Source organism: Shewanella sp. NFH-SH190041 (assembly GCF_024363255.1).
Taxonomy (GTDB): domain Bacteria; phylum Pseudomonadota; class Gammaproteobacteria; order Enterobacterales; family Shewanellaceae; genus Shewanella.
The window spans coordinates 3,108,802-3,123,723 of the sequence record NZ_AP026070.1; the positions used below are offsets into that span (position 1 = coordinate 3,108,802).

Here is a 14,922-nt window from a genome sequence, read left to right on the forward strand (position 1 = left end):
TGTTTTAATCAATAAATTACTAAATTGGCACAGTTCTATTTCGCAACCAAGATTGCAGCATAAGTATATCCCAAAGATGATATTCCCAATTTTCTTTACCGGATAAATGTTCATGCCATTTCCGCTGAACTTCGATTGGGTTTAAATATCCATCTTGCTCTATTAACTGGGGATTTAATAAATCCTCAGCCCAGTCTCTTAGCGGACCTTTTAACCACTCCCCGATAGGAACACCAAACCCCATCTTAGGACGTTCTATTAACTCACGTGGCACATACTTGTATAGTAAATTACGCAAAACCCATTTATCGTGCCCAGCCCCCATCTTCATACTTTGAGGCAAAGTCCATGCCCATTCAACTATACGATGGTCAAGCAATGGCACTCTAGTTTCAAGTGATACAGCCATTGCTGCACGATCAACTTTTACCAAAATATCATCTGGCAAATAACTCAATGTATCAGCATATAACATTGAGTCCTCAAAAGAGTTAAATTCTAGATCTTGAGAATTTAAAATATACTGAGGCTCTTTAATCCCCGGTGTTAAACCATCTTGCTCTAACCAATGGCTTACAAACTGACGATAAAAATCAAACTCAGTAGAAGCAGTTAAAAGCGACTGACCAAGATGTTTTTTTCGGCCCCATCGACCATTACTTGAAAGTGGTATTAAGTAGCTTAATCCAGCAACAACTTTATTAATTCCTTTAGGGAAAGTCGTCAGTTTCTGATATGTATTTTTTGCCCTAGTGTACCGACTATAACCACCAAATATCTCATCACCTGCATCACCAGAAAGTGATACCGTCACATGCTCTTTTGCCAATTTAGAAACCAAATATGTTGGAATTTGTGAAACATCAGCAAAAGGTTCATCATAAATATTGGGCAGTAAAGGGATAACATCCAATGAATCTTTTGGAGTAACATATAATTCTGTATGTTCGGTCTTTAAATAATTAGCAACAGCCTTAGCGTGCTCAGCTTCATTATACTGTTTTTCATTAAAACCAATGGAAAAAGTTTTCACCGGTCTTGCTGACATTGACTGCATCAATGCCACAATAGTAGATGAATCAACCCCACCAGATAAAAATGCCCCAATAGGGACATCGGCCATCATTTGCTGGGAGATGGTTGTTTTTAACAAGCTATCTAAATGCTCTACAGCTGAGCAGGGTGTCCCATTAAAAGGCTCAGCCATTCCTTTTTGAGCTGCCTGTTTCAAACTCCAATAAGGAACTGATTTAAGAGGAGTATCAGAATTACCATCAATAACTAAATAATGCCCAGACTGTAATTTATATATGCCTTTGTATATTGAATATGGAGCAGGAATATAACTGTGTCGAAAATAAAGAGGCAATACAGAACGATTTACTTCGTTATTAAAATCAGGATGATGAACCAATGATTTTAACTCTGATGCAAATAGAAAAGCATTATTCTGCCAGCCAAAATATAAAGGTTTTTCGCCCATTCTATCCCGAGCAAGAGTCAGTTTGGCTGTTTGTTTATCCCACAAGGCAAAAGCAAACATGCCAACGAGACGTTGAAGTGCAGCCTCGATTCCCCAATTAGCGATAGCAGCCAATAAGGTTTCTGTATCAGAATGCCCCCGCCAAACAGGGGATAAATTATTTTCATCTAATTCTTTGCGAATTTCTAAATGATTATATATTTCACCATTAAATACGATAATATAACGACCGCATTCTGACATCATAGGTTGATGTCCTGCTGGAGATAAATCAACAATGGCTAAACGACGATGCATTAATGCAATACAATGTTGTTGATCTACCCATGCATCACCATCATCTGGACCACGATAAAAAATTGCATCTGACATTTTCTGTACAATTTCTTTATCTATAATTTTAGATGGTTGCCAAAAACCACTGATACCACACATTATTAGTTACTACCTGTTATTACACTGAATATCAATTTAAATTTTTCAACTACAATTTCAGGAGAAAATTTACGCTGGCACAGAGTAATAGAGTTTTGTTTCATTTCTAATAATTCATCCTTTGATAATTTAGACAAACAAGACATTGCTAAAGCAAGTGATTCTATATTCTGATGTTCAAAAAATATTCCGTTATTCTCAATCATATCAACCAGACCTCCTGTTCTAGAAAACAAACAAGCATTGCCTGTTGATAATCCTTCTAAAGCAAACATTGACAAGCCTTCATATCTACTAGGTAACAAAACTACATCAGAGTTTTTTAATTCTGATAAAATATCACTATGTGGCATTGAATCAATAAATGAAACATTTGAGAACTCACTACACAAAGAAACAAGTGAATTCTTCATATCACCTGCACCAACAACTTTTATATCAAATCTATTCATGATGTCTCTAGGTAATAATTTCAATGCATAAATAAAATCTGAAAATCCCTTTTGATTATTCCCTAAATAATCCATTCGTCCCAAGGTGAATATTTTAATTTTTTCACCTACAATATAATCATCTGATGAATTAATTTCAACTGTATTAGGTAATACAAAAAAATTCTTTTCACCAATATTTATTAAGTTATTATTAAAATAATATTTTTTTACAAAATCAATATGAAAACTATTAGTTGAAAGAATCCATTTTATTTTTTTTGTAAGATATTTTTTTATAATATATTTTCTTAATTTAAAATCAAAAGAATTTCCAAATATAGTATACTCAGTTTCATTAGTTGAATGAATTCTTACAGCCAATCGTTCATAAATTTTTTTATTTAATGAATTTAAAAAAATAGCACTATCAAAAGTTTCAACAATTAATAAATCGAAATTATTTCGTAGAAATATTTTCGAAACAGTTTTCGCATAAAAATAAGGATTTAAAAAATACCTTAAAATTTTAATTTTTATTTTAGCTTTTAATCTTATAATGCTAAGGCGCTCTCTCTTTAGTTCTTCAATTCCATCTTCTAATTGATCAGGAGTTACAACAGTAATTTCAACATCTTGATCATGTTGAAGAATAGAGTTTACCAAATTTTGAAATGCATTTGAATATCCAGTATTTCTTGGATAAAACTCATTGCAATACAACATTATTTTTTTCATAAGACTTTCTTTAATTTCAAAAAAACATACATGGTAGAAGTCACAATAATTTCAACTAACAATAAATTAATAGCAGTACCAAAATCACTATATATAGGAACCAATATTAAAGCTAAGCAAAGACCAATTGCTGCCGCTATGATTAAAATTCTACTAAATTGTTTTTTATAACCAAGATTCAGCATTGTCTGTATACCATACATGTTACTTAAAGAAATAATGAATGGTAAAAATGACATCACCTTCAACAAAATAATTGATTGATGATACTGCTCACCAAGGAAAATATTAATTATTGGCTCAGAAAATAAAAAAACGATCAACGAAAAGAAAAGCATACCAGAACTAACAAATAAGGTTATTTTTTTAACAAATAATAACCCTAACCTTCTATTATCATGAATTTTTTTCCCTATGAGAGGATAAATAGATTTAGACACAGGCATATACAAACCTTTTACAGCTTGTATAATTCTATCCGCTGCGGAAAAATAACCGACAACAGTATTATTTGAGAACAGCCCAAGAATAAAAGTATTTGAAATAGTGTATAAACTAATTGCAATATCAGAAAAAAAAATATGCCATCCTTCAATTAATTGAAATTTAATATTTTCAAACTTCTGTAAAGTTAACTTAACCTTGAATTCTTTTTTTGCCAAAATAAGAGATAATACACCTGAAAGAATAAACCCTAATGAAGTAAAAAAAGGAACCAGTAAAAAATCTGATTGTTTTTTAACAAAGATAAAAATACAAACTGTAAATATTACTTTAGCACCTATGTTTAAATAGGTAATGTATTTCATTTTTTCCATACCTTGAAATAACCAAACAGGAAAAATTACTTGCCCTACGACCATTCCAAAGCTGATTAAATACAAATCCCAGTGATCTTTAAATTTATCGAAAATTAAAACCAATGCAATCATTACAAAAAAACTTGCAAACATCAATCCAATTTTTATCAACATTACTGAGCTAAAAATATCATTTACTTTTTTTTGATCTCCACGAAAAATTGAAATTTGTCTAGTGGCAGATAAATTAAAGCCATAATCGGTAACAAGTGCAAAATATGCGATGGTTGCAGAAGAAAATGCTAGCAAACCGAAATAATCAGGCCCTAACACTCTAACCAAGTAAGGCATAGTAAGCAAAGGTAATATGTAGTTTGCACCTTGGAGTATGGTTAATGAAAAAATATTAGAAATTAATCTTTTATTTTCTTCTGAATTCGCAAATTTATTTTTTAAATTTACGAACATTAAATTGGCTCTACAAAAAATGTTGGTAAAGTTTCATTAGAGGATATAAAACTTATTATTTGTCGACTTGATTCCAAAGCTTCCAAAATTGTAACATCCATATCCAGATACCTATAAGTCCCTAATCGTCCAAGAAAACTCACTTTACTTTGCTCTTTCGCCCTTTCAATATAAGTCATTAACATAGCTTTTTCATTCACTAATCGAATTGGATAATATGGAATATCCTCGTCCTCACAGTACCGACTATATTCCTTAAATATGACCGTTTTATCGTGGTATTCCCATGGTGAAAAATGTTTATGTTCACTAATTCTAGTATATGGAATATCTTGATCACCATAATTCATGACAGCACAACCCTGATAATCCCCATCATGCTCTTCTCGCTTAAAATCGAGAGTACGATAACCTAACCTACCATATTCATAATTAAACCAAGCATCAATTGGCCCAGTAAAAAATACATGATGAAAATCATCTTTTTGATCAGAGGAAAATTGAGTATTTAAATTTAATTTAATATTTTTATGATTTAATAATGACTCAATAATTGGTGTATAACCATCCTTAGGAATACCTTGATATTTATGATTAAAATAATTATCGTCATAATTAAAACGCACTGGCAATCTTTTTAAAATACTTGCTGGTAGCTCTTTAGGTTCAACGCCCCACTGTTTTATAGTGTAACCTTTGAAAAAAGATTCATACAAATCTTTACCAATGAACTTTAGCGCTTGCTCTTCAAATGAAGAAGGATCTTTTATACTCTCATCTGCAATAGATTCAATTAACTTTTTGGCTTCATTGGGATTTAAACATTTGTCAAAGAATTGATTAATAGTATGAAGGTTAATTGGAAGGGAAAAAACCTTACCTTTAGAAATAGTTTTCACTCTATTAATATACGGCATAAAGTTGGCGAACTGATTCACATAATCCCAAACTTCTTTATTATCCGTATGAAATATGTGAGGTCCATACTTATGTATCATTATATTTGTATTTTTATCACGTTCAGAGTGACAATTTCCTCCAATATGGCCACGTGATTCAAATATATGAATATAATGTCCCGCATTTGCCAATTCATAAGCCAAAACAGCACCCGAAAAACCAGCCCCAACAATTGCAAAATTCATAAATTACGCCTCAAATTATATCATTGTAGTTTGCATACATAAATTTTTCTTTTATTCACATTCTGTGGTGTTTTAGGTATATGAGTAAATCACTATCTACCCATGCCAAACATGACCACTTTAATTGTTTTTAATAATATTTTTAAATCTAAAAAACTACTGTGATGCTTAATATAATAAACATCATACTTATGCTTCCAAATAGCATCCTCCATGGAAGCTCCATAAGGATAACTAACTTGCGCCAAACCTGTTACACCTGGCTTTACTGCATGTCTAAATCTATAATATGGTATTTCTTTTTCAAGATTAGTAATAAAATATTCTCGCTCTGGGCGAGGACCAACAATAGACATCTCACCTTTAAGAATATTAATAATTTGTGGTAGCTCATCAATTCTTGTTTTTCTGATAAATTTTCCTACTTTAGTCACTCGCATATCATTTTTAACAGCCCATTTTGCACCTTGTGATTCAGCATCAACAGACATTGAACGAAATTTAATTACTTCAAATTGTTGATTATATAATCCTGTTCGCTTTTGTTTATAAAACACAGGACCTCTACTTTCTAATTTAATAACTAAGGCGGTCAATATAGAAATAGGAAGCGTCAATATCAACAAAAAAACCGCTGAAACAATATCAACAATTCTTTTAACTAGCTGAGTTCTTTGGGAAGACAAAATAGAAAATGCTTTCTGATGTAAAAAATAACCACTTCCAAGTAGTTTAACTTCAGTATAACCTAATCTTGCATCCAAATAGCTTACAAAAGGCTCGACCCAAGCACCAAGTTCAATTGCGCTAACCAAAAATAACCTTTGCTTCTTATCTAACAAAGCGCTTTCATAATGACAAATTACCTTACAACTAAAATCTGTAATTGAATAATCATTAATAATAATTTTAAATTTGTAATCTTGGGATATTTCATTTATTTCATTTATACGTTCTTCAGGACAGAATACATAGATTGGATCTGAGTTTAGTACTTGTACTTTTGTTTTAAAATGTCTATGGCGCACTTGTTGACTCGGTTCAAGTACTTTTTCAGGTGTTAATGCAGAACTTCTAAACAAATTCATTAATAATTATCCAATCTATATTTTACGCTTAGAAAAATAACGAATTAATACAATCATTACCCCTAGAATGACACCAAGTATAGTCCCCAAAATAGCCATCAATGCTCGTTTAGGTTTGGCCTTCTCTTCCGGCACCAAAGCAGGATCTATTGTCTTAAATACATATTCTTCTCGAACATTAGCAAACATAATTGTCTTCGCAGCTTGTTCCATTAACTGGTAGAGAACCGTCCTCATGTCTGCTACATTTGTTTTCCGTAATTGTTCTTCCAAAAATATCTGTCCACGAACAGCCTCCTCAACATCACGCTGTTTCATAACTTGATTTATATCAGCCACGAGCCAATCAACCCATTGTTTAGCAAGATTAGGAGAAAGACTCTCGATAGAAACTGTAACCATCCCTGAATCTTTTTCATTTTTAACATGAAATATCTTTATAAATACTTTATATGCTTCCTGCATTGATGGTTTAGGTTTAAAAGGTGCTTTTACCTCTCTAACCCATTCTTTTTTTTCTACGTCATATATTTCTGAATCATAAATTAACTTATTTGTCGCCATATCCCATTTATCAGCGGCCATTAACTCAGGTAAAATTTTATGTTTTTGAATAAAATCACTAATAAATTGTCGAGACTTTATCACCTCTATAGCTAATTGAGTTTTGTCTGTATGACTATCACCTAAGTTAATCCCAGCCATACTAGCTAAACCACCAAATTGGCCAGCTAATGCAGCCAACCCATTAGAATGGCTCTCACTCCCAGCAGGTGCTAATAATGCCTCTGACTTATAAATATTAGGTATACTCAATGCGTAAATTATCGAGCAAACAGCAAACAGAGCTGAAATTGCTATAATTACCCACTTGCCACCCCAGATAACAGAAAATAGCTCTCGCAGATCGATTTCATCATTAGCTATTTGTGAAGCTGTAATTTTAACGTCTTGATAGTTAGGTTGTACTTTATTAGCCATTTGTTAACTCAGGTTCGAGGCCCTAAGCTATAAGCTAAGGGTTCCATGTTGATACTTTAGTCAGCTGTATTCTTTCAATGACTTCTATTTTTATCTCTATATAAAGATATATCGTAAATTATCCTGTGGTTCTTTTTGCGAAATAGAAAACTCCGCAGGCTCAACTTCATTTTCTTTCCTCTATAGGATATTTGAATATATAGAGATTTCCGAGTGGGTCATTTGCCCTTTGAGCGCCACAACACCAGCAGGCGTAACATTTGGTATACGTTACACTCTAGACAATCACAATGCTTCCGTATGCCCGAGTTTTAAATTTATAAAGCTTTATATCATGATTGAGCTTCATTAGAGCCATCACAAGAACTATGTGGCCACGTTTCAAGCTCTAAAAAGAGCTAGAAACGTGGCCAATACCTTACAATTTTGCAACAGTAGCAAATGCTACAGCACTATTGTAGATAATCTGTGTAACTTGGGTCCATAAACTCAAATGATCCTTATATTCAGTATCAAGTGGAACAATGATAGTATCGCCAGGAATTAATTTGTCTCGATTGGTAAACCAAAAAGAATTTTTAGGAATCATTACACTACCATCAGCCTTTATCACATACGTATGGCTATCATCTGCACGACGTCGTGGTCCACCTGACATTTCGATATAATCATCAACAGTCAAGCCTTTTTTATATCTGAGCGTCGCTGCATGCTGAACTTCTCCCATAACGGCAATAGTCTGCTTCGTAGATGGAATATAAAGCACATCCTGATTCTCAAGTTGTAAATCAGCTTGTTTAACACCTAGTGCTATGGCAGGTAAGTCCACAACTAATCGACCAACAGGCTTGATACTCTCTAAGTCTGTTAACATCAATTGCGCATCTTTATAATTTGTCACATTACCATCTTTAGATACTCCCCTAGTAGCAATATCCCGCCTCAATTGATCTGCTAATTGTTTTACTTCCAAGGCTTCTTGTTTTCGTACCGATTCACGAACAAATACTGCAGCGGGAAGATAGGCATAACTAGTAAAGCCTCCTGCACGTTTAAGCACATCATGTAAGGTTTCACCACGTCGAATATTATATATACCAGGAAATTTTACTTCTCCTCGAATTTCAACTGACTGATAATCTTGCCAATCTGGTGTAGTCATCACAGTCAAAATATCCCGACTTTTAAGTACTGTATTTGCAGTCTTATCTCCATCGAGAGCCTTAGTTAAGGCAATATTTAAATGGGTAATAGATGATTCTTGGTCACCAAGCACAGTTCGAGACAGTTCTGCACGCTCAGTATAAGCGCCGTCCTTTAATCCGCCAGCTGCGGTTATTAAATCAAGGGCTTTACCATCGACGGGAAGCGGATAGATTCCGGGGTAACGGACTTCTCCATTAATTGCCACTACTTTAACACCATCACCTGCACGGCTTTGACTATTAAGTTTAACAACAATAGGATAGAGTAATTCTGCACGATTCATTTCACCACTAAGTTTGATAAGATCTTTATCCTCAAACAAGTTAGCCAGCATTTTGTTCACTTCACCTGAAATCAACTTCTGCTTATCATCATTAAGATTTTTCTTGTGATCATTTACAACTACACCACCTAACTCATGACGCTCAGTTAAGGTTCGCTGCTGTAATTGAGCAAATCCAGCTTTAAAAAGATCATTCCCTATTAAGCTATCATCAGTTAACGCTGTTGCTTTAGCGACACGTTGTTTTACTAATTTATTCAACTCATAACGATTTTTTGTTTCATCATTAAAGTTAAAAATAATAATCTTATCACGTGGTTGCAGAATTAAATTTTGAGCAATATCTTTATTAATAATTGCTTTTCCTGGTGCAAATTGATAAACCTTAACGTCACCAAATTTGTTCACTTCACGAATCAACAAGCCATAATCTAAATCTGCGGAGATAGCTAAATCCCCCCAAATAGAAGGCAAAAGGTCACTTATCCGTTGACCTTTTGACCACTGATATTTACCTGGCCGAACCACAGCACCAACAATCGTAATTGCGTCTTCAAACTGATTTGTAGCACTTTTTACATTCAGAACATCCCCAGATTGAGCTATAAGCTTCTTTCCTTTAGAAGAAGTTAAGTCAACATTAACTAGTGTCTTTAATCCTAAAGTATTGAAGCGTTCAATAGTACTAACCTTTGGATATGCTCCATTTTTAATACCTGCCGCCATAGTGATGACATCTGCCATATCATCACCATTTTTAAGCTCGTATATTGCCGGCCGACGAACTTCTCCTGTTACAGTAATTTGATTTTTTACTGCAGGAATAAACACCACATCACCAGATTGCAACCTGATATCACCAGATGCATCGCCCCTCATCAACAAATCATAAAGGTCAAATATTCCAACTAGCTTACCATTACGCTTCACCTGTATATTTCGCAGTGAACCGATATCATTAACACCACCGGCTACAAATAGTGCTTGAGTGATAGTGGATAGACTCGAAACAGTATATGAGCCAGGCTTATAAGCATCACCAGCAACAAAAATACGGATTGACCGTAACTCACCCATAGTGATATTAGAGTCAACACCAAGCATTTGATGACTAATTTGCTTACTTAAACTGGTACGTAATTCACTAAAACTCATACCTGCCACAGGGATTGGGCCAAGCTCTGGAAACTGAATAGAGCCATCTCGTCCTACGAGTAAGGTGTAATTCTCATTTTCCTTACCATAAAGCTGGATTTTAATATTATCACCTGGACCAACAATATATTCACTTGGGACTGGTACATCAGAAACAGGTGCAAATGTCGTAGGTGAGCCAGCAAATAACTCGATACCAAATCGTCTAAGCGGCTTTTTATCATCAGAGTCTTTCGCATGCTTTAGAGCACTAGTAGAATTAAGCTCAACTGAAACCTTTTTATCATTATCCTTTAATTCATCAACTCGAGGCGTAACAACCTGAGGAGACTCTAATTTTTGTGACGTACTAGCATTATCCCCCAACATATTCAAATCAATGCCATATTGCCGAGCAATTCTTTCCTGTTCAGCATGAGGCAATTGTTTGAATTGCTCTATCATTTGCGGGGATGGTGTAAAGGCTTGTGCATATCCAGTCAGCGTCGCCAAAACACACAGTCCTGTAATGAAGAGTTTCTTGGTTTTATGTAACACCGGTTATCTCCGTGATAAAAAGATCAGCTCTTGAAAAGAAAACAGATCCGAAAAGACAAAACTCAGGAACTATATCCGTAGTTAGAGTAAGAATTGTTAATAGTGTGAAAATATGACAATGCTCTAAATCAATTATTTCCAGATCTTGGAATACGCTATTTCGCACCCTAAAATGAAACATAGAACTACAATGTCGAAGTTATACCGTTACTAAAAGTAACAAGTTATTAGCTTGTTAAGCGCGAAAATGAAGAATTTAGGCACGCTACCGCCCGTGGATTATGGCTTCCAGCATGCCCCAGCCCAAGCAACTAATAGCTTAGTTCAAATAAAATTATGCTATATCACTATGGTCAGTTATGAAAACCGGTCCATACCATCACATAAGCCACGATATCGTCACATCTATACCTTATACAGCTAAACAAAGTGAAGCTCATTTACCCATATGTCACCAATCGGATAGTTCTGAATGCATGCCTACGCCGATATACCGCAACGAAAAACTGCAACTATATTACAACAACTATCCTTATTAGCTAGAAAATACTTACAACTACCTTAAGTCCTTATACTTGCGATAACTGAGCTAATGGCACTTTTGTGGATTGTATTTTCCCTAATACCGTCATTAATACTTGACATCGCCGAGAACCACTTGCCTGCTCAAAAACCCCTTCCAAATCTTTAAAAGGGCCACTGACAAACTTCACTTTTTCACCAGCGGTAAATGTTGGTAATGACAAAGAATCATCAAATTGTTTTGTATTTTCAATGGCGGCTTCTGGTGAGTCTATCATGTTTAACTTTTCCTCTTGCCGTCTAAGCGCAAAAACTAAATGGCATAGAGGTGTCATCTCTTCTCTACAATCAACCAGCTGTGCAACTCCTCGTGTTGCCTTAATTTTTGACACACTGATTACTTTAGGATCAAACTTAGCAAAAATGTAATTGGGAAATAGTGGGGATTCAACCAGTACTTCTTTGCCCCGCACAATCTTCTTGGCCTTAGCCATAGGAAGGTAAGTGTGTATATTTTGCAGGGTCAAATTTTGTTGTGCCCTCGTTTCACTTTTAGGCTTGCAGTACAACAGATACCAAGCATTCATTTGCAATTCTCAATACTAGATTAATGATAGGATGACGTCCCTTTGCAATCGCTAATTTTAATAGATTCAAGCATAGATTGAAAGCATCCCATGTAGAGGCTGACATGGTAAGCGCCATACAAAACAACACACTTACAATAAAATCATATCCATAACAGCAAATATCGATTTGACTTTACATCAATAACGAGGATATATAAGTGACCACATCTATTCTCAATCGCCATTAAATTATAACAAAATGATACATACAGCTGACTTTAGGGTAAAAGTAGCGATTGTTTGAAAAATCTCCCTATTTAAGTCTTTTGTTATTTGGTGCTGCATCAACTGCATGCCTTACACAAAACTAGTATGATCAAACTGAAGGTGGATATTCATGAGCGTCACAAAACCTCCGGGGACCATTCTTGGTCATCCTAAAGGATTATTCCTACTCTTTACGACCGAACTCTGGGAACGGTTTAGTTATTATGCAATGCGGGCAATTCTAGTACTATATTTGGTCGACCAGGTGGATAAACAAGGTGGCGGAGGTCTTGGCTGGACTCAAGCTGATGCTTTATCCCTTTATGGCACTTTTACTGCGCTAGTCTATTTGACACCATTGATTGGTGGTTGGTTAGCTGACAATTATCTTGGTCAACGAAAAGCGATTTATATTGGTGGTGCTCTTATGGCGCTTGGTCAGTTCACACTGGCCACACCGCACGACTTGTTTCCAGGTAATGCTACGGCCATATTCTATATCGGTTTAGGCACTCTCATTATCGGTAATGGGCTATTTAAACCCAATATCTCTACTATGGTAGGCGATCTTTATGAAGATGGTGATCATCGGCGTGATGGCGCTTTTACCATCTTCTATATGGGGATCAATTTAGGTGCCGCATTATCAGGTTTCGTCGTAGCTTGGGCCTATACCCACTTTGGGCATACAGAAATCATCGATGGGAAAGAACTATTTATCAACAATTGGCAAGCTGGCTTTTTCTGTGCCGGTGTAGGTATGGTGATATCTCTCATTATTCAGTTCCTTTTTGCCCAAAAACTCCTAGGTGATATCGGTACAGTCCCCGCAGCTAAATTGGAAAAATTGCGTGAGGCTGAACATGGCAATATACGCAAAGAACCGTTGACAAAAGAAGAACGTGATCGTATCAAAGTAATCATGGTGATGGGTTTATTCACTATCATTTTCTGGGCAGGTTTCGAGCAAGCCGGCGGCTTAATGAATCTATTCACGAATGACTTCACTGACAGAAATATTGGTACTTGGGAAGTACCAACCACATATTTCCAATCTCTTAATGCTATTTTCATTGTGTTATTTGCACCTGTGATAGCATCAATCTGGATACGACTAGGTAGCAAAGAACCAAACTCTCCGGTCAAATTTGCCTTGGGCTTATTTTTACTTGCCGTCGGTTTTCTTTTTATGATCGGCGCCGTAGTTGAAATGGATGGCAACCCAACAAACAAGTCAAGTATGTGGTGGCTGGTTGGAGCCTATTTTTTTCATACTATGGGAGAATTATGCCTCTCACCAATTGGTCTCTCGATGGTGACAAAACTTGCCCCCCTTCGTATAGCCTCTTTGATGATGGGAGCTTGGTTCCTCTTCATTGCAGCAGCAAATAAAGTAGCTGGCGTTGTCGGTTCATTTATTGGACATGGTGGCGCGAAAGAAGAGCAATTAGCTAATGCAATGGCTATCTTTTCTGGAATTGCCATTACAGCAGTGATATCCGGCATTATTCTTTATTTTATGGCCGATAAATTAGTTGATTGGATGCACGGTGCCGAAGGTAATATACATCCTTCTGAAGAGGAGGTTTTAGAAAGTGAAATTGCCATTACAGGGGAGCATGAAGCAATAGCAAAACATATGCCTAAACTATAAAGGCATAAAATGAAGCCGTTGAGCGACGGCTTCATTCTAACAATATACAACTATAGCCTCTCTAATTTAATGATTATTTCAGAGCTAGAAGAATGATTTTTACTCTTTTCATCAAACCTATTTACTAAATTATTAACATCAACACCTGAAAATAAATAAATATCTTTCGCCTCCACCCAAATATCTTCATTAACTAAGCTTTTCTCAGTAGAAAATGATTTTTGGGGTAGCATACGATCAAATCCACTATTTTTATTTACTATAGAAATATTATTTTTTGATGTTATATATAAATTAATTTTATTACTTGAACTGAGACTATTCAATTTCTTCTCTCTGAGATTAATTATAGTCACTAATATTTCAACAGCGAAATCCATCTCAGAGTTTAAAACTATCTCATCAATATAAGATTTTATTTCATTAAGCCTATCAATTGGAGTTTTATTATAACCATAAAATCTAGTACAGTAATCATTAATAGCGCTTTTAATGATTAAAGATACAATAGGGACTTGATTATTTTTTGGTGAAAATTTTGCAATATAAATCAAGATGTTATCATCATCTAATTGCAAGTAATCGAATGAAAAATCACTGATTTCAAAGTCATATGATAATTTATAACTCAATACAGTGTTATTAATCCTTAAATTATTTTGCGGATAAAGCTGAAGCTGAATACCTTTGGCGATATCTGGGCTTTTATCAATTACAGCTAAAGTCTCAAGTAACTCCTCTTTCGCCAACTGACCATAATCAAATGAACTATCTGTAGTTTTTTGAGATAATATCCCTTGTTTAATAGCTCGCTCAACCTCAAACAAATCTTTTACTGGTTTAACTAAAAAATCAGATGCCCCAAGCTGCAAAGAAGAAACGACATCGGCCATATTATCATTTCCAGAAATAACAACAGCAGGAGTTTCAGGCTTAATCACCTTAATCTCTTGTAACATCCCCAGACCATCGAGATAAGGCATCGATAAGTCAGCTACTACAATATCAACACAGCATTGTGTAAAAACCTGAATTCCTTGTAAACCATTAGCAGCAAAAAATACTTCAGCGCCTCTTTGACGTAAAAAATTGACCAACAGCGCTCGAAATATAGGATCATCCTCAACAACAAGAATCGAAGTTCCAATTAATGCCATAAG

General features: G+C 35.0%; 10 protein-coding genes. 1 reads left to right on the plus strand and 9 read right to left on the minus strand.

What is annotated here, in order from left to right; translation table 11 throughout:
• Window positions 1-19: 19 nt before the first annotated feature.
• The 8 genes from asnB to rfaH form a co-directional block, all read right to left on the minus strand.
• A complete protein-coding gene (gene asnB / locus NFHSH190041_RS13820) occupies window positions 20-1,918 on the minus strand; it encodes an asparagine synthase (glutamine-hydrolyzing) (RefSeq protein WP_261922357.1) in 1,899 nt (632 codons plus the stop codon).
• Between the two features lie 2 nt (window positions 1,919-1,920).
• Complete coding sequence (locus tag NFHSH190041_RS13825; protein WP_261922358.1) at window positions 1,921-3,087, minus strand: glycosyltransferase family 4 protein; 1,167 nt, start codon at window positions 3,085-3,087, stop codon at window positions 1,921-1,923.
• The gene (locus tag NFHSH190041_RS13830) at window positions 3,084-4,355 is read right to left on the minus strand and encodes a flippase (protein WP_261922359.1); all 1,272 of its coding nucleotides are present in this window, start codon (window positions 4,353-4,355) and stop codon (window positions 3,084-3,086) included. Before NFHSH190041_RS13830 ends, NFHSH190041_RS13825 begins: the two co-directional genes overlap by 4 nt.
• Window positions 4,355-5,500 (minus strand): UDP-galactopyranose mutase, encoded by a 1,146-nt coding sequence (gene glf, locus NFHSH190041_RS13835; RefSeq protein WP_261922360.1) that lies wholly within the window; start codon window positions 5,498-5,500, stop codon window positions 4,355-4,357. The genes NFHSH190041_RS13830 and glf overlap by 1 nt, the downstream gene beginning before the upstream one ends.
• Window positions 5,501-5,592: 92 nt before the next feature.
• Window positions 5,593-6,588 (minus strand): sugar transferase, encoded by a 996-nt coding sequence (locus tag NFHSH190041_RS13840; RefSeq protein ID WP_261922361.1) that lies wholly within the window; start codon window positions 6,586-6,588, stop codon window positions 5,593-5,595.
• 15 nt (window positions 6,589-6,603) lie between these two features.
• Window positions 6,604-7,569: a Wzz/FepE/Etk N-terminal domain-containing protein gene (locus NFHSH190041_RS13845; RefSeq protein WP_261922362.1), complete on the minus strand. Its 966-nt coding sequence runs from the start codon at window positions 7,567-7,569 to the stop codon at window positions 6,604-6,606.
• A 418-nt stretch (window positions 7,570-7,987) separates the two neighbouring features.
• Window positions 7,988-10,750, minus strand: coding sequence for an SLBB domain-containing protein (locus NFHSH190041_RS13850; RefSeq protein WP_261922363.1), 2,763 nt, complete (start codon window positions 10,748-10,750; stop codon window positions 7,988-7,990).
• 569 nt (window positions 10,751-11,319) lie between these two features.
• On the minus strand, window positions 11,320-11,859 hold the full coding sequence (gene rfaH / locus NFHSH190041_RS13855) for a transcription/translation regulatory transformer protein RfaH (RefSeq protein WP_261922364.1): 540 nt from the start codon (window positions 11,857-11,859) through the stop codon (window positions 11,320-11,322).
• 379 nt (window positions 11,860-12,238) lie between these two features.
• On the opposite strand from rfaH, the gene NFHSH190041_RS13860 reads away from it, so the two are divergent.
• Complete coding sequence (locus tag NFHSH190041_RS13860; protein WP_261922365.1) at window positions 12,239-13,762, plus strand: peptide MFS transporter; 1,524 nt, start codon at window positions 12,239-12,241, stop codon at window positions 13,760-13,762.
• A 50-nt stretch (window positions 13,763-13,812) separates the two neighbouring features.
• Here the strand turns inward: NFHSH190041_RS13860 and NFHSH190041_RS13865 are convergent, their stop codons facing one another.
• Window positions 13,813-14,919 carry a response regulator gene (locus NFHSH190041_RS13865; protein WP_261922366.1) on the minus strand — a complete coding sequence of 369 codons (1,107 nt, stop codon included), beginning with the start codon at window positions 14,917-14,919 and terminating at the stop codon, window positions 13,813-13,815.
• Window positions 14,920-14,922 lie beyond the last annotated feature (3 nt).

Excerpts from the sequence above, each read along its gene's own strand:
- glf (WP_261922360.1), bottom strand. The coding sequence starts at position 5,500 with ATGAATTTTGCAATTGTTGGGGCTGGTTTTTCGGGTGCTGTTTTGGCT.
- NFHSH190041_RS13845 (WP_261922362.1), bottom strand. The coding sequence starts at position 7,569 with ATGGCTAATAAAGTACAACCTAACTATCAAGACGTTAAAATTACAGCT.
- NFHSH190041_RS13865 (WP_261922366.1), bottom strand. The coding sequence starts at position 14,919 with ATGGCATTAATTGGAACTTCGATTCTTGTTGTTGAGGATGATCCTATA.
- rfaH (WP_261922364.1), bottom strand. The coding sequence starts at position 11,859 with ATGAATGCTTGGTATCTGTTGTACTGCAAGCCTAAAAGTGAAACGAGG.
- NFHSH190041_RS13840 (WP_261922361.1), bottom strand. The coding sequence starts at position 6,588 with ATGAATTTGTTTAGAAGTTCTGCATTAACACCTGAAAAAGTACTTGAA.
- asnB (WP_261922357.1), bottom strand. The coding sequence starts at position 1,918 with ATGTGTGGTATCAGTGGTTTTTGGCAACCATCTAAAATTATAGATAAA.
- NFHSH190041_RS13830 (WP_261922359.1), bottom strand. The coding sequence starts at position 4,355 with ATGTTCGTAAATTTAAAAAATAAATTTGCGAATTCAGAAGAAAATAAA.
- NFHSH190041_RS13860 (WP_261922365.1), top strand. The coding sequence starts at position 12,239 with ATGAGCGTCACAAAACCTCCGGGGACCATTCTTGGTCATCCTAAAGGA.
- NFHSH190041_RS13825 (WP_261922358.1), bottom strand. The coding sequence starts at position 3,087 with ATGAAAAAAATAATGTTGTATTGCAATGAGTTTTATCCAAGAAATACT.